The sequence below is a fragment of the Streptomyces sp. NBC_01446 genome (assembly GCF_026340095.1).
Lineage (GTDB): Bacteria > Actinomycetota > Actinomycetes > Streptomycetales > Streptomycetaceae > Streptomyces > Streptomyces aureus.
This window is the reverse complement of record NZ_JAPEPO010000001.1, coordinates 7952181-7975396: the sequence shown is the minus strand read 5'-3', so window position 1 is coordinate 7975396 and position 23216 is coordinate 7952181. Positions and strand designations below refer to the sequence as shown.

Genomic DNA, 23216 nt, shown 5'->3' with positions numbered 1-23216 from the left:
ACCAACTGCTTTGCAAAGTAGCACTCTTTGCAAAATGAGCGACAAGGAACGACCCACAGCGCCTGCCGACTCCGGCCCTGGCTCCGGCCCGTGGATTCCGCCCCATGGAGCGCGCCGCCCCCTGCCCGACCACCCGGTCCGGATCGCGCTCCTCGACCTGCTCGCCGAGGTCGGCACGGTCACGTCCACCGAGGCCGCCGCCCGCCTCGGCCACAGCTCCGGCCTCTGCTCGTTCCATCTGCGCCAGCTCGCGCGCTACGGCCTCATCGAGGAGGCGCCACCCACGGACGGACGGGCCCGTCCGTGGCAGTTGCGCTGGGAGTCCGACCACCTGACGGACCAGGCCGGCGCAGTGGAGTTCACCCCGCTGGCCCACGGCCTGGAGGACGAGAGCTCCTGGCATCACCTCGCCCACCTGGAACAGGTGCCGGCAGCGTGGCGTCACGACGAGTCGTTCAGCGCCGTACTGCGCCTCAGCCCCGGCGAGGTGTCCCAACTGGCTGCGTCCATACGCCAGTTGATGACCGATTTCCAGGTGCGTCACGACGCGGCCGCGACGCGCCCGGCGGACACCGTGGCGGTCGCGGCCGTCGCGCGACTGTTCCCTCTGCTCGACGAGGACGCGGCTCCCGCCCAGCGGCAGACCGAACCCCCGACAGCGTCTAGCGGATCTTGAAGCTGTCCACGATCAGATAGCTGCCCGTCTTCATCACGCCCTTGATCGTGTGTTCGCCCGGCGTCAGGCCCGACTTGCTGAACACGGTCTGCTGATGCTGCCGAGTGGGGCTCGAGTTGTCGATCGTGCCCGCCGGCTGCCCGTCCACGTAGAGGTCGACCTGACCCTCGTCGCTGTTGATCTGGGTGATGACGTCGATCGCCGTGCCGTTGAAGGTGAGCTCGAAGGAGTCGCCCTTGTTCTGTGTGGCGTGCACGTCGTCGGCCCAGCCGCCCGCGCCGCCGCGCGAGGCGTTCTTCCAGTCCCATCCCGAGCCGGCGTACACGACCCCGGACGTGTTGTTGATCTGTTCGCCCGACTCGGTTTTATGGACGGTGAGTTGGGTGGAGGCCTGGTTACGCCAGATCGTCAGCGGGACGTCGGCGCCCGGGGCCGAGCGGTTGTAGACGCTCCAGAAGCTGTCGCGGCCGGTGACCTTCTTGCCGTCGATCTCCCGGATGACGTCGTTCGTGCGCAGGCCCTGCCGGTACGCCTCCGACGTGGTGGGGACGGTGGGCAGATGCAGACCGTCGTAGTCGGTCAGACCCGTCGCCGACTTGACCGCGTCGGAGTAGATGCGTGTCGCCGACGCCCCGAGCAGCGGCTCCTGGAACGCGTCGAGCGTGTCGGTGGGGGTGTCGTCGACCCATTCGAGCGGGGGCGGCGTGGGACTGCCGGCCTTTCCGAAGCCGTCCATCGCGAAGGGACGGAAGCCGAGGGCGCGGGCCGGGGAGTCCGCCTGGAGCGTGTAGTCGAGCTTCTTCGGATCGGTGAAGGGCGAGGCTCCGGTGAACTTGGGATCGGCCGTCACCGAGTGCGTGTCGAGGCCGAGTGCGCGCCACGCGTCGGTGACACCGGTGACCGGCCTGCCGTTGTTCCAGAACAGGTTGTTGTCGACGGTCGGCTCGCTCTTCGCCATGTCGGCCTGGATCAGGCTGTACGGGGTGCCGGTGACGAAGATGTTCTTCTCCACCGTGTCGCCGCTGTCCGCGTACCAGACGTGGAAGTGGGCGCCGCCGTTGACGAAGATGTTGTTGCGCACGGTCCGGTGGAAGCCCTCGCGGAGCTTCACCCCGCCGTTGAGGAGGAGGTTGTCCTCGATGAGGTAGTTCGAGCTGCCGTCGTCGAGGTCGATGTCCCAGTGCGAGGAGTGGCGGATCCGGTTGTGCCGGATGACGGTGGCGTCCATCGCGTCGAGCTTCGCGTACGACTTCTTCGTCGCGTCGTCGGCGGTCAGCGGCCAGAACCGGTCGCGGCCCCAGGAGTTGATCGGCCCGTGGTCGGAGGTCTCCTTGACGCAGTTGAAGATGTCGTTGTTCTCGATGATGTGTCCGCCCCAGGTGCCGTCGTTGATGTCGACGCAGGCGCGGGGTCCGTCGTGGATCGTGTTGCCGTCGACGGTGACGCGCCGGCTCATCGAGATCTGCACGCCGGAGGTCTGCTTCTCGAACTGCCCGTTGTCGTGCATGTAGTTGTCGCTGATGCGGATGTCGCGCGGGTAGTTGTCGGACTTCGGGCCGGGTGTGGTGTCCGTGATGGTCTTGCGCATGCTGTCCCAGGTGGACGGCTCGCGTACCGCGTCGCGGTTGCCCACCACGGCGACGTCGGAGGCGCCGGAGTGGCTGAACTCGTTCTCGGAGACGGTGTCTTCGCGGTTGTAGCCGTCGACGAAGAGGGCGTTGCCGCCGACCTGGTCGAAGAGCGAGTCGCGCACGGCGACGTTCTCGGTGTTCTTGAGGTGGACCGCCGCGGCGCGCGCGATCGCCCAGTCGCCGAGCTGGAGCTTCTCGTACGGCTGGTCGAAGAGAGTGCGGTGGGTGCGGGCGAACGTGAAGCCGGAGAAGCTCAGATCGTGCACGGCGTCGTCCGGTCCGCCGCCCTGCACCCTGATGAGTTCATCGAGTTCGGCGGTCTCGATGTGCGCCGAGGCGAGATCGGCGCCCTTCGGAGGGTAGAAATAGAGCTTGCCGGCCGCTTTGTCGTAGAACCACTCGCCGGGGGCGTCGAGTTCCTCGAAGACGTTCTCCACCATGCGGTACGTGGTGTGCAGGCCGCTGCCGCGGTTGTTGTCACCCACCCAGTCGAGTTGCGGGGTGCCGTCGGCCTTCAGCCCGGTCACTCGGTAGGAGTTGCCGCCCCACTCCCCCTGGTGCAGGCCTCGTACGAGCGCGGTGGTGGGGTTCTTCCAGCGGGTGGCTCGCTGCGCCGAGATGGCGTCGGCCGCGTAGCCGCCCAGGATGGCGGTCTTCGGGTCGTAGTTGGGGTAGCGGGCGAGGACCTGGCGTTCCCCGTCCAGGAAGAGACCGTCGAAGTCGAGACCCGCGCCTATGTCGGCGACCTTGACGGTGTCGTTGTACGAGTTCCACTCGGGCCGCAGCGACCGGCCGCCGCTGATGACGACGCGTTCACCGGGTGCCGCGAGGTAGCGGACCGGGGCGCGGTCCGTGCCGGAGTCTTCCGGGCCGAACGTCAGGGTGTGGTCCAGGCGGTAGGTGCCCGCGTGCACCACGACGTCGACGGGTCGTGGCCGGTGTTTGCGCACCTCTTTGCGGGCGGCTTCCCGGGCGCGCTCCACTGTGCGGAACGGCCTGGCCGCCGAGCCGTTGGCGCGATCGTTGCCGGTGGGCGCCACGTGGAGGGTGACGGTCTTGCCGCCACTCGCGGCCGCCGACGCGGTGGGCGCGGCGGCGGCGCCGAAGCCCAGCGTGACACCCACCGCCGCGGCGAGCAGACCGGGGAGCGGGGATCTTCGGCTCTTGCGGAAACCTGGGACGGTGCGCACGGGGACTCCTGAGGCCGGGCAGGTCGGGATTGACCATCGATCTACGGACCGAACATCCAACGTTTGATGGACAGTTCGCTCAATTGAGGAGCGTCTGGTCACGGAAGCTATAAATTCATCGGATGACTGTCAAGGGATGCTGCACGCATCGGCTGCCCCACGTCACGTCGAGGACATCCGGGCGGGAGAGGTGATCAACTACCCTGCCTGCGACCGCTGCAGCAGACCGGTCACCGCGGTACCCCCAGCTCCCCCATGCTTCCCCGGCCCCCAGTGGCATACCTCAAGAGATGCGGTCCGTCATGCGCGAAGGCACCCTCGTTCACGCCGCCACCGGCGTTCATCTGGTCCATGGCAGCAACACGAACTGGGTCATCCTGAGCGAGGGCGACGCCGTCACGCTCATCGACTGCGGCTACCCCGGCGACCGGCAGCAGGTCCTGGACTCACTGGCCGCGGCGGGCCACTCCCCCGAGGCGCTCACGGCGATCCTGCTCACCCACGCACACAACGACCACCTCGGGTCCGCCGAGTACCTCAGCCGCACCTTCGACGCCCCGGTGTACGCACACGCGGCCGAAGTCCCGCACGCCCGGCGCGAGTTCCTGCACCAGGTATCGCTCGGCCGGGTCCTGCGCAACAGCTGGCGCCCGGGCGTCCTGCCCTGGGCCGTGCACGCCCTGCGTTCCGGCGGGACGACGGACGCCCGCGTCAGTCAACCCCGGCCCTTCCCCGCTGAGGGTGCCCTCGACCTGCCGGGCCGCCCGGTCCCGGTCCACACCCCCGGACACACCGCGGGCCACTGCGCCTACCATCTCCCCGGCGCGGGCATCGTCATCTCCGGCGACGGCCTGGTCACCGGCCACCCGACCTCGCGCACGCCGGGGCCGCAGCTCCTGCCCACCATGTTCGACAGGGACCGCGAGCGCACCCGCGACTCCCTGGACGTGTTCGAGAGGCTCTCGGGCGACATGCTGCTGCCCGGACACGGCTCGTTGCACCACGGTTCGGTGGGCGAGGCCGCCAGGACGGCACGCGAACGTGCGACTCCGGCGCGCCTGAGGTCGTAAGCGGCGCAGCAGTGGCCGTAAGCGGCCCGCCTGGTCCGTACGGCCCGTCTCAGCCCTGCGAGCCGGAGCGGCGCCTGGCGGCGTACACGCCCGCCGCGCCCACGGCGCCCGCCACCAGTGCGGTGCCCGCCAGGAGCTGCGTGGCGTCGAGCTTGGAGAGGCTGCCGCCGTCGCCGGCCTCCACGCCTCCCGGCACGGTCGGCGTGGTGGGACCGGTGGGACGGGCGCCGCCTCCGGAGATCTTCAGTTTGGCGGTGCCCTTCTCCCCTTTGCAGTCGAACGTCACGTCGTACTCGGCGCCCGGCTTCGCGCCGGGGAAGACCTTGGCCTTCGCCGAACGGCCCCCATTGAGCGTGACGCCGTCGAAGACCGGCGCCGTGACGCGCACGACCGGCGTCTGGCACTTGGTGGCATTGATGGTGACCGTCCCGCCGGGGGACACGGTCGTCGGGGACACCGTGTATCCGAACGAGGTGACGTTGGGGCCGCCGCCGGCCGTGCGGCCGTCACCGCCGGAGTCGGTATCGCCAGAGTCGGTACGGCCGGAATCGGTACCACCGGAGTCGGTACGACCGGAATCGGTACCGCTGGCCGTGCGGCCGTCACCACCGGAATTGGTACCGCCGGAGTCGGTACCGCTGGCCGTGCGGCCGTCACCACCGGAGTCGGTAACACCGGCGCCGGTACCACCAGAGTCAGTACCAACGGAGTTAGTGCCACCAGGGTCAGTACCACCGGAGTTAGTGCCACCAGAGTCAGTACCAACAGAGTCAGTACCCCCAGAGTCGGTACCACCGGCGTCGGTACCAACGGAGAGAGTTGCACCGGCGTCGGTACCAACGGAGGGAGTTGCACCGGCGTCGGTACCAACGGAGGGAGTTGCACCGGCGTCGGTACCAACGGAGGGAGTTGCACCGGCGTCGGTACCAACGGAGGAGGTACCGCCGTCGGAGCGGCTGCCACTGCCGGATTCGTAAGCAGTGGCGGCATTACCACCGTCGTCCGCCACGGACGCCGATGCTGTCACTGACAGAAGCGCGGCGGCGCCGAACAGTGCTGCGGAAGCGAAACCCATGGAACGCACAGTGGACCCTCCAGGCAGAAATACCCTGACTGTGGGAACGCTAGGTTCGGCGCAGGACCGCAGCGACCCGGGCGCCGCCGAACGGACCAGCCTGCGGCGCTCGGCATGGGTTCACGTTCAGTGAGCGGCGAAAAGTTCCGTCACGAAGGCGTTGCCGAACTTCCCGGCCGGGTCCAGCTCCTGCCGTAGCCGCCGGAAGTCGGGGGCTCGTTCGTAGAGCGCGGCGACGGTACGGGGAGCCGCCGTCGTCAGCTTCCCCCAGTGGGGGCGCGCCCCGAGTGGCAGCAGCCGCTCCTCGATGGCGCCGATGACCGGGAGTACGTCGTCGGGGCGGCGCACCCACGTGAAGTGGAGGGCGAGGGATGCGCGGCCGTGGCTCGGGCTGAGCCACAGGTCGTCCGCGGCGACCGTCCGGATCTCGGAGACAAGGAGCACCGGGGCGATCCGGTCTCCGAGGTCACGCAGGGCCGCCATCGCGTCGGCCGCGGCCTCGCGCGGCAGGAGCAGCTCGGACTGGAGCTCCTCGCCGTTGCTCGGGGTGAAGTCGGGCCGGAAGTGGGGAAGCCGCTCGTGCCACGGTCCGGGGACGCCCAGCTGCTCGGTGCAGAAGGCCGGTGGCATGCCGGGGACCGGGTGGCGCGGGCCGTCCGCGAGGAGCCCGCCCATCCAGCGGTCTCCCGGAGTGCCGGTCGGCAGCCGGTCGGTGCGGCGCTTCAGCCACACCGTGGCGGTGTCCGCGCGCCAGTCGGTGAACGCGCTGACGCTGTACGCGGCGCCGAACACGGCGTCGAAGTCCTCGGCGATCCCGTCGAGCGGCACTTCGTCGTACACCCACTGGGCGACGTCGAACGCGGGCTCCACGGCGAGGGTCATGGCGACGACGACACCGAGTGCGCCGAGGTTGACGACGGCACCGGGGAAGCGGTCGGGGTCGGAGGCGCGGTTCAGCGTCGTCCGCGTGCCGTCGGGGCCGATCAGCTCGATCCCGGTCACGGCGGCGGCCAGCCCGAGCAGCGCGTCTCCTGAACCGTGCGTGCCGGTGGCGCACGATCCCGCGACCGAGATGTGCGGCAGCGAGGCCAGGTTGGCGAGGGCGAGACCTTGCGCCTGGAGCGCCGAGGCCACCTCCGCGTACCGCATGCCCGCCGAGACGCTCACGGTGGCGCGGTCCTCGGACACCCGCACCCGGCGCGCGAGGCCGTCCAGGAGGATCAGGTCGCCGTCCGTGTCCGCGATGCGGTTGAACGAGTGTCCGCTGCCGAGGACCCGTACCTTCTCGGCGGAGGCGACGGTCCGGCACAGGTCGGCCTCCGACTCCGGACGGTGGACCCGTGCCGGGCCGAAGGTGACGTTTCCCGCCCAGTTCCGCAGCGGTGTACCGGTCGCCGGCATACGCATGTCCGTTCTCAAGAGGTTCGCGTCTCAGGTCCCGAGGGTTTCACGTCCCCAGCCTCAAGGAGTTCGCGTCTCATGGAGTTCGCGTTCAACTATTTCGACGTCGATGACGCATGTTGCGAAAACCTAGAAGGATCTTGCCGGTGCGTCAAGGCGCGGCGGTCCGCGGATCCCCTTGCCCCGTCTCACCGTCTAGTGGTTACGATCCGTACTGTGAACTCCTCAGCGGTGCAGAAGAAGCAGAGGCCGGCGTCCCAGGAGGCCCGCGAGGCCGGCACGGCGACACTTGCCGAGATCGCCCGCGAAGCGGGAGTCTCCGCTCCGACAGTTTCGAAGGTCCTCAACGGCCGGGCCGATGTCGCTCCGGCCACCCGCGAGCGGGTCGAGGAACTGCTCCGCCGCCACGGCTACCAGCGCCGCAGGGCCAACACCACGGCCATCCCTCTCCTCGAACTGGTCTTCCACGAGCTGGAGAGCTCCTGGTCGATGGAGGTGATCCGCGGCGTCGAGAACGTCGCCCGCGAGGAAGGGCTCAGCCTGGTCCTGTCCGAGCACGCCGGGCAGCTCAGCATCGGCCAGTCCTGGGTCGACGGCGTTCTCGCCCGTCGTCCCACCGGTGTGATCCTCGTCCTGTCCGGGCTCGACGCCGCCCAGCGGGCGCAGCTCACCAGCCGCGACATCCCGTTCGTGGTGATGGACCCTGCGGGCGACCCCGGGGAGGACGTGCCCGCGATCGGTGCCACGAACTGGCAGGGCGGGCTCGCCGCCACACGGCACCTGCTTGAGCTGGGCCATCGCCGGATCGGGGTGATCGCGGGACCGACGGGGATGATGTGCAGCCGTGCCCGGATCGACGGCTACCGGGCGGCCCTGGAGACGGCCGGGGTCGCCTTCGACCCGGCGCTGATCCGCGAGGGGACCTTCCATCACGAGTCCGGCCACGCGGCCGGTCTCGAACTGCTCGGCCTGCCGGACCGGCCGACCGCGGTGTTCGCGGGCAACGACCTCCAGGCGCTCGGTCTCTACGAGGCGGCCCGCGAGCTGGGCCTGCGGATCCCGGACGACCTCAGCGTCGTCGGCTTCGACGATCTGCCCCTCGCCCGCTGGGTGGGTCCGCCACTGACCACCGTCCGCCAGCCCCTGGTCGAGATGGCCGAGGCCGCCGCACGGCTGACCCTTGACCTGGCACGGGGCAAGCAGCCTGCGACGCTGCGCATGGACCTGGCGACCCGTCTCGTCGTACGGAGCAGCACGGCGGCGCCCGCCGAGCGGTAGCCCACGCCCCCCACCCTTCCTCGGCCATCTCACCGAGGGGTGATGTTCGAAACTGTCGGCGCGCATGGCCCGCGCTCCCTTCGGCGGCCGGAACCGGTCCGCCTTCTCGTCATGCCCTTTCGCCCCTGGGCCCTGGCCTGCGGATGACGCCCCGTCGATAACGCTTCGGAAACCCGTCCGCCGAGGGTTGACCGCCCGTTCGGCGCGGCTTAGCGTCACACCGCCCAACACATTTCGCTCTCATGGCCGACACTTTCGAGAGGCTTCAAAGATGAAGACACCCGCACGGATCTCCCGCGCCGTCGCCGCAGGTGTGGCGCTCGCCCTGGGTCTGACCCTGTCTGCCTGTGGCGGCGGCTCCTCCGACTCGGCCGGCGGCGGAGGCTCCGACAAGATCCACGTGCTGGTGTACGGGGACGCGGCCAACAAGGTCGAGAAGCAGCTCGTAGCCACCTTCAACAAGACGTCGAAGGTCAAGGCGGTCCTCGACACCATCCCGGGCGCCGACTACCAGCAGAAGCTGCAGACCATCATCAGCACCCCGCAGGCCCCCGACATCTTCTTCAACTGGGGCGGCGGCAGCATCAAGCCCTTCGTCGACGCCGACCTGCTGCTGCCGCTCGACGACTTCATCAAGAAGGACCCGGCCCTCAAGTCCAGCTTCCTGCCGTCGGTCTTCGACAGCGCGACGGTGAACGGGAAGCCGTACGGCGTCCCGATGCGCGGCACGCAGCCGGTGCTGCTCTTCAACAACAAGAAGGTTCTGGCAGACGCCGGTGTCACGCCGCCCAAGACCTGGGACGACCTGCTCGGCGCGGTGAAGGCGCTGAAGGCCAAGGGCGTCACCCCGATCGCGCTCGGCGGCGGCGACCAGTGGCCGACGCTGATGTGGTTCGAGTACCTCTACGACCGTGTCGCCGGCCCGGACGTCTTCCAGAAGGCGCTCGGCGGCGACAAGAGCGCCTGGGAGAGCGCGGGCAGCAAGAAGGCGCTGGGCATGATCAGGAAGCTCGTCGACGCGGGCGCCTTCGGCACCAACTACGACTCGGTCAAGTTCACCGACCAGGGCTCACCCACGCTGCTCGCCACCGGCAAAGCCGGCTTCGAGCTCATGGGTTCGTGGGAGTACTCGACCCAGCAGGACTCCCACCCCGCGTTCGCCAAGAAGGACCTCGGCTACTCCTCGTTCCCGACCGTCGCGGGCGGCACGGGTGACGCCGGCAACCTCGTCGGCAACACCAACAACTTCTACTCCGTGATGAAGAAGACGAAGCATCCCGAGGCCGTCGCCGCGTTCCTGAAGCTCCAGTACTCCGACGAGTTCGTGAAGGCGCAGCTGGGCATCGGCAACCTGCCGACCACGACCAACACGGAGAAGTTCCTCGGCACCTCCGCGAGCCCGGCGTACTCGAAGTACCAGTTCGACCTCGTGAAGAAGGCCCCGTCGTTCCAGCTCTCGTGGGACCAGGCCTACCCCCAGTCCGCCTCGACGCCCATGCACCAGGCGGTCCAGCAGTTCTTCAACGGCGGGCTCGACACCGACGGCTTCATCAAGGCCATGCAGGCCTTGCCCACCGCGTGAGACCTGGTGCCGAGATGACCACTACCGTCACCAAGGCCGCTGTCGTCGCCGAACGGCGGCCCGCGCAGCGGCGCTCAGCCGGCGTGGGGCGCCCGGGCTTCGCCTGGGCGCTGCCCGCCACCGCGTTCTTCGTCCTGTTCGCTGTCGTCCCGCTCGTCCTGGTCGCCGTGCTGTCGTTCACGAGCTGGAACGGCCTGGGCTCGCCCCGGTTCGCCGGGCTCGACAACTGGACCAAGCTCTTCGACGACCCGGTGATGCTCAACAGCCTCTGGCTGAGCGTGCTGATCACCGTCCTCGGCGTGCTCGTCCAGACGCCGCTGAGCATCCTGCTCGGCGTCTGGGCGGCGGGCCGCCAGCGCAACCGCGCGATCCTGTCCGCGATCTACTTCGTCCCGCTGCTGCTGTCCGCCACCGCGGTCTCCGTCCTGTGGCGCACCCTGCTGGACCCCAACTTCGGTGTGCCGTCGCAGGCCAAGTGGCTGTTCGGCGACGGCAATCTGCTCGGTATGCAGAGCGGGGCCATCGGGGTGCTCGTCTTCGTGGGCGCCTGGCAGTTCACCCCGTTCCACACCCTGATCTACCAGGGCGCGGCGCGGGCCATCCCCCAAGTCCTTTATCAGGCGGCGCAGATCGACGGGGCGGGCACGGTGCGCCAGTTCTTCCACATCACGCTGCCGCAACTGCGCAACACCATGATCACGTCGATGATCCTGATGGTCGTCGGCGGGCTCACCACGTTCGACACCGTCCTGATCCTGACCCAGGGCGGCCCCGGGACGGACACCACCATCAGCGCCTACTACATGTACCAAAAGGCCTTCAAGAGCTTCGACTTCGGCGCGGGATCGGCCATCGCGCTGCTCCTGGTGGTGGTCGCGACGGTCATCTCCCTCGTCGTCGTACGGGTCTCGGGCTACGACAAGATGCGCAGCTCGGTGGAGGGCCTGTGAGCAAGCAACGCCCCAACTACCTGGCCGGCCTGGGCTCCGTGGTCTGGCTGCTCGTCGTCGGCGCACCGCTCTACGTCCTGGTCGCGGCGTCCGTGCAATCACGCGCGGACTACGGCGCGAGCGGTCCGCTGAGCCTGCCGCGGCACTTCACGCTGCGGAACTACGTCGACGACTTCTCCACCGGCTTCGGCCGGTACTTCCTCAACACGGTGATCGTGACCGTGTGCGTGGTCGCCATCGTCCTCGTGGTGGTGCCGCCGCTGTCGTACACCATCGTCCGCAGCCGCGGCCGCGTCACGACCGCCGTCTTCCGCCTCTTCCTGCTCGGTCTCGCCATCCCCGCGCAGGCGGTGATCGTGCCGATGTTCTACGTCATCAGCAAGGCGGGGCTCTACGACAACCTCATCGGCGTCATCCTGCCGACCGCCGCCTTCTCGCTCCCCATGTGCGCCCTGGTCCTGACCGGGGTGATGCGCGACATCACCCCGGATCTGTACGAGGCCATGGCCATCGACGGCGCCTCGTCCTGGCGGGTGTTCCGTCAGCTCGTGCTCCCTCTGTCGCGGGGCGGGCTCTCGACGATCGCGGTCTTCTCCGCCCTTCAGGCGTGGAACGGCTTCCTGTTCCCCCTGGTGCTCACCCAGTCCGACTCCACCAAGGTGATCACCCTGGGGCTCTACAACTTCCGCACCCAGTACGGCATCAACATCCCGGGGCTGCTGGCCGCCGTGGTCCTGTCCATGGTGCCCGTCCTGCTCGTCTACCTGTTCGCCCGGCGCACCCTGGTCCAGGGGCTCATGGGCGTGGGAGGAAAGTGACCCACAACGTGGCCGTAACGACAGATTCCACCAAGCCCCTGTGGCGCGACACGACCCTCGACCACGAGACGCGCGCCGACGCCCTCATCGCCGAGATGACCCTCCAGGAGAAGGTCGCCCAGCTGTTCGGCGTGTGGGTCGGGGCGTCCGACGAGGGCGGCGAAGTCGCCCCGTACCAGCACGAGATGGAGGAGGTGGTCGACCTCGAGGCGCTGCTGCCGCACGGGCTCGGGCAGCTCACCAGGCCCTTCGGCACCGCCCCCGTCGACCCCGCCCTCGGCGCGCTGTCCCTGCTGCGCACCCAGCGCCGCATCGCCGCGGGAAACCGCTTCGGCATCCCGGCCGTGGCCCACGAGGAGTGCCTCGCGGGCTTCGCCGCCTGGGGCGCGACCGCCTACCCCGTCCCCCTCTCGTGGGGCGCGACGTTCGATCCGGCGCTGGTACGACGCATGGCCGGGGCCATCGGGCAGGACATGCGCTCGGTGGGTGTGCACCAGGGTCTCGCCCCGGTGCTCGACGTCGTGCGCGACGCCCGGTGGGGCCGCGTCGAGGAGACCATCGGCGAGGACCCGTACCTCGTCGGAACCCTCGGCACCGCCTACGTCCAGGGCCTGGAGTCCGCCGGAATCGTCGCCACCCTGAAGCACTTCGTGGGCTACTCCGCCTCCCGCGCGGGACGGAACCTCGCGCCCGTCGGCATGGGGCCCAGGGAGCGCGCCGATGTGATGCTGCTGCCGTTCGAGATGGCGCTGCGGGAGGGCGGTGCCCGCTCGGTGATGCACGCCTACACCGACACGGACGGCGTCCCGTCGGCAGCCGACGAACAGCTGCTCACCGGGCTGTTGCGGGACACCTGGGGCTTCACGGGGACGGTGGTGGCGGACTACTTCGGTGTCGGGTTCCTCAAGACCCTGCACGGTGTCGCCGCCACGTGGGGCGAGGCCGCCGGAGCCGCGCTGAGCGCCGGGGTGGACGTGGAACTGCCCACCGTCAAGGCGTTCGGGCAGCCGCTCCTCGACGCGGTCGCGGACGGTCGGGTGTCCGAGGCCGTCGTGGACCGCGCGCTGCGCCGCGTGCTCGTACAGAAGGCGCAGCTTGGCCTCCTCGACGCCGGATGGGACGCGGTGCCGCCGGCGCTGACCGGTGCCGATCTCGGGGACCCCGGGGCGCTGCGCGCAACCGTGGCCCTCGACACCGCGGACCGCCGCGCCCTCGCCCGGGAGGTCGCCGAACAGGCCGTCGTACTGCTCCGCAACGACGGCACACTCCCCCTGGCCAGGCCCGCGAGAATCGCGGTGGTCGGCCCGACTGCCGACACCGCGACGGCCGTCCTCGGCTGCTACGCGTTCCCGGTGCACGTGGGCGCCCGGCACCCCGAGGTACCGGCCGGGATCGAACTGCCGACCCTGGTCGAGTCGTTGAGGGCCGAGTTCCCGGACAGCGAGGTCGTCACCGCGCCCGGGTGCGGCATCGACGACACCGGCACCGACGGTTTCGCCGAGGCCGTGGAGCTGGCCCGTGGCGCCGACGTCGTCGTCCTCGCGCTCGGCGACCGCGCCGGCCTCTTCGGCCGGGGCACCAGCGGCGAGGGCTGCGACGCCGAGACGCTCGCGCTGCCGGGCGTGCAGGAGCAACTCCTCGGCTCGCTCCTGGACACCGGCACACCGGTCGTGGTGACGCTCCTGGCGGGGCGCCCGTACGCGCTCGGCCGTGCGGTACGGGAGTCGGCCGCCGTCGTCCAGTCGTTCTTCCCCGGCGAGGAGGGCACGCCCGCCATCGCCGGTGTGCTCAGCGGGCGGGTCGCCCCGTCGGGACGGCTGCCCGTCAGCATCCCGAACGGCCCGGGGGCCCAGCCGTCCACGTATCTGGCGGCGCGGCTCGGGCAGGTCAACGAAGTGTCGAACATCGACCCGACTCCGGCGTTCGGCTTCGGGCACGGACTGACGTACACGTCGTTCGACTGGTCCGATCTCGCCGTGGAGCGCGCGGCGTTCGGGACGGACGGCGAGGCCGAACTCGCCTTCACCGTACGGAACTCGGGTGACCGGGACGGCACCGAGGTCGTGCAGCTCTATCTGCACGACCCGGTCGCCTCGGTCGTGCAGCCCGTCCAGCGGCTGGTGGGGTTCGTGCGCCTGGCACTCGCGCCGGGGCAGGCCGCGCGGGTCGGGGTGACGGTGCCCGCGGACCTCGCGTCGTTCACCGGGCGGGACGGTCGGCGGATCGTCGAACCGGGCGAACTGGAGCTGCGGCTCGGCGCGTCCAGCACCGACCTCCGGCTGACCGCGAGCGTGACGCTCACCGGTCAGGTGCGGGTGGTGGACCACACCCGCAGGCTGCACGCCGGCTTCGGCGTCACCGCGCTCTGAACCGGCCGTGGCCCGTACCTTCCTGGAAGGTACGGGCCACGCGTCACGGGCGCGTCACCAGATGCGCACGCGGTCCGCCGGGTCGAGCCACAGGCCGTCGCTGTCCGACGTGCCGAACGCGTCGTGGAACTCGTCGAGGTTGCGCACGATGTTCGCGCGGAACTCCGGCGGCGAGTGCGGGTCGATCGTCAGGTACTGCTGCTCCTGCTCCTTGCGCCGCTTGGTGCGCCAGCAGTAGGCCCAGTTGAGGAACAGGCGCTGGGAACCGGTGGTGGCCCCGTGCTCCGGCGACGGGGTGTCGCCGAGCGAGATGACGTACGCCTTGTGGCCGATGGTCAGGCCGCCGAGGTCGCCGATGTTCTCGCCGACGGTGAGCGCGCCGTTGACGGTCTCGCCGGGCAGGTTGCGCGGCGAGAAGCCGTCGTACTGCTCGATGAGGGCCTTCGACTTGGCCTCGAAGGCCGTCTTGTCGGAGGCGGTCCACCAGTCGTTGAGGTTGCCGGCGCCGTCGTACTGGGCGCCCTGGTCGTCGAAGCCGTGGCCGATCTCGTGGCCGATCACGGAGCCGATGCCCCCGTAGTTCTCCGCCGCCTCGGCGTCGGGCGCGAAGAACGGCTTCTGCAGGATGCCCGCGGGGAAGCAGATCTCGTTGGTGCCCGGGTTGTAGTACGCGTTCACCGTCTGCGGCAGCATGAACCACTCGTCGCGGTCGACCGGCGAGCCGATCTTGGCGAGCTCGCGGTCCGTCTCGAACGCCGCGGCCGCCTGCGCGTTGGCGAGCAGGTCGTCCACGGTGACCTGGAGCTTGGAGTAGTCGCGGAACTTGTCCGGGTAGCCGATCTTGGGGCGGAACGTGGCGAGCTTCTCGTACGCCCGCTCCTTCGTCTCGTCGGTCATCCAGTCGAGCTGGGCGATCGACTGACGGTAGGCCTCCAGGAGGTTGGCGACGAGCTCGTCCATCATCGCCTTGGACGCCGGCGGGAAGTGCCGGGCCACGTACTCCTTGCCGACGGCCTCGCCCATCGCGCCCTCGACGAGCGCGACGGCGCGCTTCCAGCGGGCGCGCAGCTCAGGGGTGCCGTTGAGCGTGCGTCCGTAGAAGTCGAAGTTGTTCTGGACGAACGCGTCCGAGAGGTACGGCGCCGAGGCGCGCAGCACGCGCACCAGCACCCAGTCGCGCCACTGCTCGATCGGGAACTCGGTCAGGACCTGGGACAGGTGGGCGAAGTACGAGGGCTGGCGGACGCAGGTCTCGGCGATGGTCGCGTCGGTGCCGCCGATCGCGGCGGCGTAGCCGTGCCAGTCGAACTCCGGTGCCAGGGCCTTGAGTTCGTCCAGGGCGGTGAGGTTGTACGTCTTCTGCACGTCACGGGTCTCGGCCCGCTCCCAGTGGCCCGCGGCCAGCTTGGTCTCGATGGCGAGGACCGTCCGCGCGGCGGCCGCGGGATCGGCGTGCTCGGCGAGCGTCAGAAGATCGGTGAGGTAGGTGACGTACTTGTCGCGGATCGCGGCGAACTTGTCGTCCCGGTAGTACGACTCGTCGGGCAGGCCGAGGCCGCCCTGCACGACGTTGACGAGGTACCGGTCGGAGTTGCGGTCGTCGGTGTCGACGTACGACCCGAAGAGGCCGGAGCCGCCGACGCGCTCGAAGCGGCCGAGGAACGTCGCGAGGCCCCGGAGGTCGGCGATGGCCGCGACCTCGTCGAGCAGCGGGCGCGCCGGCGCGAGACCGAGCGCCTCGATGGCCTGCTCGTCCATGAAGGAGGCGTAGAGCGCGGCGATCTTGCGCGCCTCGCCGGAGTCGGCCGAGGTCGACTCGGCCCCGGCCGCGAGTTCCTCGATGATCGCCTTGACCTGCTCCTCGGCGGTGTCGGCGAGCTGCACGAAGGGGCCCCAGCTCGAGCGGTCCTCGGGGATCGGCTCGGTGTCCAGCCAGTGGCCGTTGACGTGGCCGAACAGGTCGTCCTGCGGCCGGATCTCGGGGTTCATACCCGGGCGGGCGTCATCAAGAATGCTCATCGAGGCAGCTTATGCGAGGCGCGGCCGGGACGTTTCGCAATCCCCCGGGCCGCGTCCCTCATGATACGAAGCGAACATGTTCGTTAGAAACTTGTTCGTGACGAACATGTTCGTTACCTTGATGAGGAGGCGCCCGGAACGGCGGGCGCCACCCCAACCGAAGGAGCCCGCCATGACCACCACCCACCACCCCATCGCGATCGTCGGCGCAGGCCTCGGCGGCCTCGTCCTGGCGCGCGTCCTGCACCTCGGCGGCGTCGAAGCGGCCGTCTACGACCTGGAGGTCTCCCCCGCCACCCGCCCCCAGGGCGGCATGCTCGACATGCATGTCGAGTCCGGCCAGGCCGCCCTGCGCGCCGCGGGTCTCCACGAGGAGTTCCTCGCCGCCATCCACGCGGGCGGCGAGGCCATGCGGATCCTGGACAAGCACGGCACCGTGCGCATGGAGGAGAGCGACGACGGCGGCACCGACGGCCGGCCGGAGGTCAGCCGGCACGATCTGCGCGACATGCTGCTCGCCTCGCTGCCGGAGGGCACCATCCGCTGGGGCGCCAAGGTCACCGGCGCCCGCCCGCTGACCGGGGGCCGCCACGAGGTGACCCTCGCGTCCGGCGAGACCTTCACGACCGACCTGCTCGTCGGCGCCGACGGCGCCTGGTCCAAGGTCCGCCCGCTGCTCTCCGACGCCCGCCCCGCCTACTCCGGCGTCTCGTTCGTCGAGGCGCACCTGGAGGACGCGGACACCCTTCACCCGCAGAGCGCCGAAGTCGTCGGCGGCGGATCGCTGTTCGCGCTCGGGGACGAGAAGGGCTTCCTCGCCCACCGCGAGGGCGACGGCCGCCTGCACGTCTACTGCGCGCTGAGGGTTCCCGCCGACTGGTTCACCACCGGCGGCATCGACTTCACCGACACCGCGGCGGCCAAGGCCCGTATCCTCACCTCCTTCGACGGCTGGGACGAGGCGCTGCGCGGACTCGTCGCCGACGCCGACGGCGCGCTCGTCCCGCGACCCATCCACGCCCTGCCCGTCGGACACCGGTGGGACCGGGTCCCTGGTGTGACCCTGCTCGGCGACGCCGCCCACCTGATGTCGCCGTTCGCCGGCGAGGGCGCCAACCTGGCGATGCTCGACGGCGCCGAGCTGGCCGCCGCGATCCTGGCGCACCCCGGCGAGACCGAGAAGGCCCTCACCGTCTACGAGGAGGCGCTCTTCCCCCGCGGCGAGCACGCCGCGGCCGGTTCCGCCGACAACCTCGACGTCATCTTCCACCCCGACGCCCCGCAGGGCCTGCTCGACATGTTCGCGTCCTTCCGCGAGGAGGCGGAAGCCGCGGGAACGGGTTCGTGACGAACTTGTTCGTCACGAACCCCGCTCGTTACGGTGAGCCCGTGTCCCCCCAGCCCGCAGCACCCCGCAGCCGCCGAGAGCGTCCGGCCAAGCCCGCCCTGACCCGGGACGGCATCGTCGCGACCGCGGTCGCGATCATGCGCGACGAAGGCCTCAAGCGCGTCACCATGCGCCGCCTGGCGCAGGAACTCGACACGGGCCCGGCCTCGCTCTACGTGTACGTGCGCAACACCGCCGAGCTGCACGCGGCCATCCTGGACGAGCTGCTCGGCGCGGTCGACCTCTCCCCCGCCACCACTCCGGGTGACTGGCAGGACCGTCTCGTGCGGATCCTGTCCTCGTACACCGCGGTGTTGTTCGAGCATCCGAGCCTCGCCCGGTCGGCGCTGGTGGCGATGCCTTCCGGCGAGCACTACCTCGACCTGCTCGAAGCCCTCCTCGCGCTGCTCTCCGAGGGCGGCATCCCGGACGCGCAGGCCGCGTGGGGCGTGGACGCCCTTCTGCAGTACGCCACTTCGACCGCGGCCGAGCAGTCCACCCGTGACCGGGACGAGGACACCCAGGGCGACTGGGACGCGCTGAACACCGTGCTGCGCGACGTGTCCGCGACGACCCACCCGCGCCTCGCGGCGCTGGGTGACGACCTGCTGTCCGGGCCGGGAGAGGCCCGCCTCGGCTGGGGCCTGCGGGTACTGATCAACGGGATGCCGCACACACCGAGGCCGTCCACCACCGACGCTCCGTGACCCCTCACCAGCTGTCGCGGCAGGTCAACGCGTCGCCCTGATGTCCAGGCGCACGGTCAGCCGACGGCCGGTCATGCCCTTCGCGGCGGTCACACCGAACGCGTAGCGGTCCACGACGGTCGACGCCACGACCGTCAGACCACGGCCCTCGACCGTCACGCTCTCGACGGTGACGTCGACCGGCCGGCTGACACCGAGGACGGTCAACTCCCCCGTCAGGACCGTCCCGTCGGAACCGACCACGACGCCGTCACCACGGAACGCGAACTCGGGATGGGTGGCCACGTCGAGGTAGTCGGCCGACCGGACGTGTTCGTCGCGGCGCGCCACACCCGACTCGAACGTGTCCGCTCCGATCCTCACGTCCACCGTGGACTTCTCGACAGGTCCGGCCACGTCGATCCGTCCCCGCGTGATCCGGAAGCTCCCCCGCACCGGGAACAGCCCGAAGACCGTGCGCATACGGAAGCTCACGCTCGATGCCACCGGATCGATCTCGTACGTGCCGCTCTCCGGCACAGGCTGTTCTCCCACTCGCGATGCCACCATGACCTCCGCCGGTCTCGACGCCGCCTCCGCGGCGGCGGACCTCAGCATGTCAGGTGGCGGATGGGACCCGGCAGAGCGAGATGTCGTCGCCCGGCCGGTACAAATGTCACCGCCGACGTCGTCGACACGGCCGTCACGTCCACCCGACGCACCCAACCGGCACCCCACGTAAGGGTGTTCCACACGCCGTTCCCATGGTGCCCACAGCGCCCCGCACGGCCCTGCATGGTGCCACCCCACCGACACTGCGCAGGGGCAATGCGCCGAAGGACCGTGCACAAGTGTGTGTGGTGTGAGTACCCTTCGGCACCAACACACAGCCCCACAGCCATAGGAAGCGGGCAGTCATGTCGGACAGCAACACGCTCAAGTCCCAGTACTCCGCCCAGGTGGAGGCCGACCTCGAGCGCAACGCCAAGGAACAGGAACGCGTCACCGCCGAGTTGGCCGCACTTCAGGAGCAGCTCCAGACGCTGGACCACGACCGCACCCTCCTGGCGGGGATGCGCGACGCACTCACAGGACCGGGCGCGGCCCCGGTGGCCGAGGAGGCGCCGGTCGCACCGAAGGCGGAGTCTCCCGTCGAACTCCCCAAGGCACGCAAGCCGAAGGGCGAGAGCGCGGCACCCAAGCAGCGCGCGAAGAAGGAGGCCGGCAAGAAGCCCGCCGCGAAGAAGGCACCCACCGCCGCACAGCCCCGCACCCCCGGCTCCCCCACTCTGCGGGAACTGGTCCTGAACCTCATCACCACGAGCACCGAGCCGCGTTCGGCAGCCGAGGTCACGACGACGCTCGCCGAGTCCCACCCGGAGCGCAATGCCGGTGGCACGGTCGTACGCAACACCCTCGAGTCCCTCGTCGCCCGGGGCCAGGCCGAGCGCACCAAGCAGAACAAGTCCGTGTTCTACACCGCTCTTCCGGCCGCGGCGGCCACCACTGAGGGCACCGACAAGAAGGACGCTCCTGCGAACGCCTGAGATATCCGGACCCGGCACCGCACAACCACCGCTATTGTGCGCCCTCATGGAACCCGCCCCTGAGACATACACCGCACTGGCGTCCCGCATCAGGGCGGCGGCGCCGCGGTGCGGACCGGTCAGGCTCGTCGCCGTGGACGGCCCGTCGGGGGCGGGCAAGAGCACGTTCGCCGAGCGCCTGGCCGGGGCACTCGGCAGCGCGCGGATCGTGCACACGGACGACTTCGCCTCGTGGGACGACCCGTTGGGCTGGTGGCCCCGCCTCGAGGAGCAGGTTCTCCAGCCGCTGGGAAGTGGGGTGGCCGGCCGGTTCCAGCGCTACGACTGGGTTCGGCGCGAACTCGCCGAGTGGCATGACGTTCCCGTCGGCCACACCCTCGTCCTCGAAGGTGTGTCGACGGCACGCCGGGCCGTCGCCGACCGTCTCGCCTGCGCCGTGTGGGTCGAGACGGGACGCGCGGTGCGGCTGCGCAGAGGCCTTACCCGCGACGGTGAGGACGCGCTGCCGCTGTGGCGTACGTGGATGGCCGCGGAGGACGAGCACTTCGCCCAGGACGGGACACGGGAGCGGGCCGACGTGGTGGTCGACGGCGACCCGCACACCGCGCCCGACGATCCGGCGCACACCTACATGCGCCTGCGGTAGCCACCTACGTCCGTACGGGAGTTCAGGACCGGCCGGCGTGTGAGGTGCGCCGCGCCAGGATGTCCAGGACGCGCTCGCCCCACCGGATGTTCTCCTCCTCGAAGGAGCGGCCGCGCATCAACGTCAGGTACGGGCCGATGCGTTCGGCGTCGCGCAGGTAAGTGTCCTCGTCGCGCCCGTCGAGGAGCCGCTCCCGAAGGCGTTCGTAGCGGGCCAGTTTGCCGCGCGCCCACCCCATGCGCTCCTCGACCAGCGCGCGCACGGCGTCGGGGTCCGCGCCGTCCGAGGCCTGGATCTTGACCATGAGTTCGTCGCGGATGGCGGTGGGCCTCGGCGGGGCGAGGGCGAAGTCGTCCAGGGCGGCGCGTCCCGCGTCGGTGAGCGTGAACATCCGCTTGTTCGGCCTGCGTTCCTGCGGCACGACCCGCGCCTCGACCAGGCCGTCCCCGGCGAGGCGCTCCAGTTCACGGTAGAGCTGCTGCGGGGTCGCGGACCAGAAGTTGGCCACCGCCACGTCGAACACCTTGGCCAGGTCGTACCCCGACGCCTCGCCCTCCAGGAGAGCCGCGAGGACCGCGTGCTTCAGAGACATCTGGACACGCTAACACCGGCACGATTAATCTCGGCCGCACCTATTCAACAAATTGACTATGGAGCGCGCGCATGCAGGCATTCCGCAAGGCCGTGGGAGCGAACGACCCCGACGCCGTCGAGGCGCTCCTCGCCGAGAACGTCGTGTTCACCAGCCCGGTCGCCTTCCACCCGTACCCGGGCAAGGCGATCACCGCCGCGATCCTGCGGGGCGTCATGCGGGTCTTCGAGGACTTCCGCTACGTACGGGAGATCAACAGCGCCGACGGCCGCGACCACGCCCTGGTCTTCGTCGCCCGCGTCGGCGACCGCGAGGTCAACGGCTGCGACTTCATCCACCTCGACGAGGACGGGCTCATCGACGACTTCACGGTCATGGTCCGCCCGCTGTCCGGCGCCGAGGCACTCTCCGAGGCCATGGGGGCGCAGTTCGAGCGCATCCGGCAGGAGGCCGCGGGCGCGTAGCCGCCGCCACGGCGTGGAGGCCGGCCAGGGCTACCAGCCCCGGCCGGCCTCCAGGAGCTGGTCACGGACGAGGGCGATGTGCGGGTTGTCAGGCGTTCCGGGGCGCTGGACGACGTAACCGGTGTTGATCGGCGGGTCCTCCGGGTCGTGGAGGAGGATGAGCGCACCCGCCGCGAGCAGCTCGCGGCACAGATAGCGGGGCAGCACGCTGAATCCGGCCCCGGCCGCCACGGCGGACACGACACCGCGCAGGTCGGGCACGGTGACGGCGGCCTTGCAGGTCAGGCGCCTGCCGAAGACGTGATGCCAGTACCGGCGGACGATCGGGAGTTCCTCCGCGTACGTGATGAGCGGGACGGTGTGCAGCATCCCCGGTCCGTCGGCGGCGATCCGATTCGGGCCGCCGATACGGTCCGCCCAGGTCGGGGCGGCGACCAGGACGAACTCCTCGTCCGCGAGAGGCACCGACGTCAGGTTGCGGCCGCGGGGCCGGGCGGTGGCGATGACGAGGTCGTGCCGGCCGGTGCGCAGCTCCTCCAGGAGCGGGTCGGTCAGTCCGGTGGTGACGCGCAGCCGCACCCCCTTCTCGATCAGGGGCGCCAGCGCCGGCAGGACGCAGTGGCACAGCATCTCGGCCGGTCCCGCCAGATGGACAGGCTCGGCCGCGGCGTCCGTGCCGGGGCCGCCCTGTCCGGCGACGGCCGAGAGTGCGTCGAGCGGGTCGACCACGCGGGACGCGAGCTCGTCCGCGAAGGGGGCGGGAGCGACGCCGCGCGGCAGCCGCTCGAAGAGTTCGCGGTCCAGCTGCCGCTCCAGCGCGCGGATCTGTGTGGTGACGGTCGGCTGCGACAGGCCGAGCAGTCGCGCGGCCGCGGTGAAGGAACCCGACCGGTACACCGCCAGGAAGGTGCGCAGCAGATTCAGGTCCAGCGGGCCCGGGTGCGCCGTCCGGCCTATTCCCGGAGACCCATTCGAATCCCTATTTCTCATATTGGCCACCCTATTGGATTCCTATGGGAGACCCGCCCTACGGTCGGTGCCATCGCCACACACTGACGATCTGGGCACAGAGCATCAGAGGTTCCGCGATCCGAACCCGTCCTCCGGGCCCGCGGGCCCGCACCCTCGGAGCACTCACCATGTCGAAGATCCTTTTCGTAGTCACCGGCGCCACCCACTGGACGCTGGCCGACGGCACCCTGCACCCCACCGGCTTCTGGGCCGAGGAGGCCGTCGCCCCGTACGAGGCCCTCAAGGCCGCGGGCCACGACATCGTCGTGGCCACGCCCGGCGGCGTCGTCCCGACCGTGGACAAGGGCTCCCTCGCACCCGAGTTCAACGGCGGCCAGGCGGGCGCGGACCAGGTGGCGGCGGCCCTCGCCTCCTTCGCCGAACTCCAGCACCCGGTCAAGCTGGAGGACGTGAACCTCGACGACTACGCGGCGGTCTTCTACCCCGGCGGCCACGGCCCCATGGAGGACCTCTCCGCCGACGCCGACTCGGGCAGGCTCCTCACCCTCGCCCTGGAGACGGGCAAGCCGCTTGGCATCGTCTGCCACGCCCCGGCCGCCATGCTCGCCGCGATCAAGAGTGACGGCACCAACGCCTTCGCCGGGTACAAGGTGACCGGCTTCACCAACACCGAGGAGACCCAGGCCGGCTTCGCCGACAAGGCGAAGTGGCTGCTCCAGGACCGCCTCGTCAACGCGGGCGTGGACTTCCAGGAGGGCGAGCCGTGGGCCCCGAAGACCGTCGTCGACCGCAACCTGGTCACCGGCCAGAACCCGTCCTCCTCCGCCCCGCTGGCGGCCGAGCTCCTCAAGAAGCTGGCCTGA

General features: G+C 70.2%; 20 protein-coding genes. 13 read left to right on the top strand and 7 right to left on the bottom strand.

Features of this window, described 5'->3' with window-relative positions:
• The first annotated feature begins 34 nt into the window (after positions 1–34).
• A complete protein-coding gene (locus OG456_RS36025) occupies positions 35–676 on the top strand; it encodes a winged helix-turn-helix domain-containing protein (protein WP_266568482.1) in 642 nt (213 codons plus the stop codon).
• Here OG456_RS36025 and OG456_RS36020 read toward each other — a convergent pair.
• Entirely contained in the window at positions 663–3497 is a 2835-nt protein-coding gene (locus tag OG456_RS36020; protein ID WP_266568480.1) for a right-handed parallel beta-helix repeat-containing protein, read from the bottom strand. The genes OG456_RS36025 and OG456_RS36020 overlap by 14 nt on opposite strands.
• Before the next feature lie 290 nt (positions 3498–3787).
• On the opposite strand from OG456_RS36020, the gene OG456_RS36015 reads away from it, so the two are divergent.
• Complete coding sequence (locus OG456_RS36015; protein WP_266568478.1) at positions 3788–4567, top strand: MBL fold metallo-hydrolase; 780 nt, start codon at positions 3788–3790, stop codon at positions 4565–4567.
• A gap of 49 nt (positions 4568–4616) precedes the next feature.
• On the opposite strand, the gene OG456_RS36010 is transcribed toward OG456_RS36015, so the two are convergent.
• Together OG456_RS36010 and OG456_RS36005 are read right to left on the bottom strand one after the other, a co-directional pair.
• Positions 4617–5024, bottom strand: a complete 408-nt coding sequence (locus OG456_RS36010; RefSeq protein ID WP_266568476.1) for a hypothetical protein — start codon at positions 5022–5024, stop codon at positions 4617–4619.
• Between the two features lie 744 nt (positions 5025–5768).
• A complete protein-coding gene (locus tag OG456_RS36005) occupies positions 5769–7043 on the bottom strand; it encodes a D-arabinono-1,4-lactone oxidase (RefSeq protein WP_266568474.1) in 1275 nt (424 codons plus the stop codon).
• A gap of 231 nt (positions 7044–7274) precedes the next feature.
• Here OG456_RS36005 and OG456_RS36000 point away from each other — a divergent pair, with 231 nt between their 5' ends.
• The 5 genes from OG456_RS36000 to OG456_RS35980 all read left to right on the top strand — a co-directional run bounded on the left by OG456_RS36000 (position 7275) and on the right by OG456_RS35980 (position 14040).
• Complete coding sequence (locus tag OG456_RS36000; protein WP_266569539.1) at positions 7275–8321, top strand: LacI family DNA-binding transcriptional regulator; 1047 nt, start codon at positions 7275–7277, stop codon at positions 8319–8321.
• A gap of 271 nt (positions 8322–8592) precedes the next feature.
• The gene (locus OG456_RS35995) at positions 8593–9903 is read left to right on the top strand and encodes an ABC transporter substrate-binding protein (RefSeq protein WP_266568472.1); all 1311 of its coding nucleotides are present in this window, start codon (positions 8593–8595) and stop codon (positions 9901–9903) included.
• A 14-nt stretch (positions 9904–9917) separates the two neighbouring features.
• Positions 9918–10853 carry a carbohydrate ABC transporter permease gene (locus OG456_RS35990; RefSeq protein WP_266568470.1) on the top strand — a complete coding sequence of 312 codons (936 nt, stop codon included), beginning with the start codon at positions 9918–9920 and terminating at the stop codon, positions 10851–10853.
• Complete coding sequence (locus OG456_RS35985; protein ID WP_266568468.1) at positions 10850–11671, top strand: carbohydrate ABC transporter permease; 822 nt, start codon at positions 10850–10852, stop codon at positions 11669–11671. The genes OG456_RS35990 and OG456_RS35985 overlap by 4 nt, the downstream gene beginning before the upstream one ends.
• A 38-nt stretch (positions 11672–11709) precedes the next feature.
• Positions 11710–14040 carry a glycoside hydrolase family 3 N-terminal domain-containing protein gene (locus OG456_RS35980; protein ID WP_266569538.1) on the top strand — a complete coding sequence of 777 codons (2331 nt, stop codon included), beginning with the start codon at positions 11710–11712 and terminating at the stop codon, positions 14038–14040.
• A gap of 54 nt (positions 14041–14094) precedes the next feature.
• Here OG456_RS35980 and OG456_RS35975 read toward each other — a convergent pair whose 3' ends face one another.
• The gene (locus tag OG456_RS35975) at positions 14095–16059 is read right to left on the bottom strand and encodes a M13 family metallopeptidase (protein WP_266568466.1); all 1965 of its coding nucleotides are present in this window, start codon (positions 16057–16059) and stop codon (positions 14095–14097) included.
• A 172-nt stretch (positions 16060–16231) separates the two neighbouring features.
• On the opposite strand from OG456_RS35975, the gene OG456_RS35970 reads away from it, so the two are divergent.
• Together OG456_RS35970 and OG456_RS35965 are read left to right on the top strand one after the other, a co-directional pair.
• Positions 16232–17407 carry an NAD(P)/FAD-dependent oxidoreductase gene (locus tag OG456_RS35970; RefSeq protein ID WP_266568464.1) on the top strand — a complete coding sequence of 392 codons (1176 nt, stop codon included), beginning with the start codon at positions 16232–16234 and terminating at the stop codon, positions 17405–17407.
• A gap of 41 nt (positions 17408–17448) precedes the next feature.
• Positions 17449–18153, top strand: coding sequence for a TetR/AcrR family transcriptional regulator (locus tag OG456_RS35965; RefSeq protein ID WP_266568462.1), 705 nt, complete (start codon positions 17449–17451; stop codon positions 18151–18153).
• Positions 18154–18177: 24 nt separating this feature from the next.
• Here the strand turns inward: OG456_RS35965 and OG456_RS35960 are convergent, their stop codons facing one another.
• Entirely contained in the window at positions 18178–18687 is a 510-nt protein-coding gene (locus tag OG456_RS35960) for a YceI family protein (protein WP_266568460.1), read from the bottom strand.
• Positions 18688–19049: 362 nt separating this feature from the next.
• Here OG456_RS35960 and OG456_RS35955 point away from each other — a divergent pair, with 362 nt between their 5' ends.
• Both OG456_RS35955 and OG456_RS35950 read left to right on the top strand, forming a co-directional pair.
• A complete protein-coding gene (locus tag OG456_RS35955) occupies positions 19050–19679 on the top strand; it encodes a hypothetical protein (protein WP_266568458.1) in 630 nt (209 codons plus the stop codon).
• 46 nt (positions 19680–19725) lie between these two features.
• On the top strand, positions 19726–20325 hold the full coding sequence (locus OG456_RS35950; protein ID WP_266568456.1) for a uridine kinase: 600 nt from the start codon (positions 19726–19728) through the stop codon (positions 20323–20325).
• Between the two features lie 22 nt (positions 20326–20347).
• Here OG456_RS35950 and OG456_RS35945 read toward each other — a convergent pair whose 3' ends face one another.
• Positions 20348–20917 carry a PadR family transcriptional regulator gene (locus tag OG456_RS35945; protein ID WP_266568454.1) on the bottom strand — a complete coding sequence of 190 codons (570 nt, stop codon included), beginning with the start codon at positions 20915–20917 and terminating at the stop codon, positions 20348–20350.
• Positions 20918–20988: 71 nt separating this feature from the next.
• On the opposite strand from OG456_RS35945, the gene OG456_RS35940 reads away from it, so the two are divergent.
• Positions 20989–21381, top strand: a complete 393-nt coding sequence (locus OG456_RS35940) for a nuclear transport factor 2 family protein (RefSeq protein ID WP_266568452.1) — start codon at positions 20989–20991, stop codon at positions 21379–21381.
• A 30-nt stretch (positions 21382–21411) separates the two neighbouring features.
• On the opposite strand, the gene OG456_RS35935 is transcribed toward OG456_RS35940, so the two are convergent.
• Entirely contained in the window at positions 21412–22371 is a 960-nt protein-coding gene (locus OG456_RS35935) for a LysR family transcriptional regulator (protein WP_266568450.1), read from the bottom strand.
• Between the two features lie 149 nt (positions 22372–22520).
• On the opposite strand from OG456_RS35935, the gene OG456_RS35930 reads away from it, so the two are divergent.
• Entirely contained in the window at positions 22521–23216 is a 696-nt protein-coding gene (locus tag OG456_RS35930; RefSeq protein WP_266568448.1) for a type 1 glutamine amidotransferase domain-containing protein, read from the top strand.

Bases quoted from the DNA above. Each gene is read 5' to 3' on its own strand.
- OG456_RS36025 (WP_266568482.1), top strand. From the start codon at position 35: ATGAGCGACAAGGAACGACCCACAGCGCCTGCCGACTCCGGCCCTGGC.
- OG456_RS36015 (WP_266568478.1), top strand. From the start codon at position 3,788: ATGCGGTCCGTCATGCGCGAAGGCACCCTCGTTCACGCCGCCACCGGC.
- OG456_RS36005 (WP_266568474.1), bottom strand. From the start codon at position 7,043: ATGCCGGCGACCGGTACACCGCTGCGGAACTGGGCGGGAAACGTCACC.
- OG456_RS35995 (WP_266568472.1), top strand. From the start codon at position 8,593: ATGAAGACACCCGCACGGATCTCCCGCGCCGTCGCCGCAGGTGTGGCG.
- OG456_RS35990 (WP_266568470.1), top strand. From the start codon at position 9,918: ATGACCACTACCGTCACCAAGGCCGCTGTCGTCGCCGAACGGCGGCCC.
- OG456_RS35975 (WP_266568466.1), bottom strand. From the start codon at position 16,059: ATGAGCATTCTTGATGACGCCCGCCCGGGTATGAACCCCGAGATCCGG.
- OG456_RS35970 (WP_266568464.1), top strand. From the start codon at position 16,232: ATGACCACCACCCACCACCCCATCGCGATCGTCGGCGCAGGCCTCGGC.
- OG456_RS35955 (WP_266568458.1), top strand. From the start codon at position 19,050: ATGTCGGACAGCAACACGCTCAAGTCCCAGTACTCCGCCCAGGTGGAG.
- OG456_RS35950 (WP_266568456.1), top strand. From the start codon at position 19,726: ATGGAACCCGCCCCTGAGACATACACCGCACTGGCGTCCCGCATCAGG.
- OG456_RS35945 (WP_266568454.1), bottom strand. From the start codon at position 20,917: ATGTCTCTGAAGCACGCGGTCCTCGCGGCTCTCCTGGAGGGCGAGGCG.
- OG456_RS35940 (WP_266568452.1), top strand. From the start codon at position 20,989: ATGCAGGCATTCCGCAAGGCCGTGGGAGCGAACGACCCCGACGCCGTC.
- OG456_RS35935 (WP_266568450.1), bottom strand. From the start codon at position 22,371: ATGAGAAATAGGGATTCGAATGGGTCTCCGGGAATAGGCCGGACGGCG.
- OG456_RS35930 (WP_266568448.1), top strand. From the start codon at position 22,521: ATGTCGAAGATCCTTTTCGTAGTCACCGGCGCCACCCACTGGACGCTG.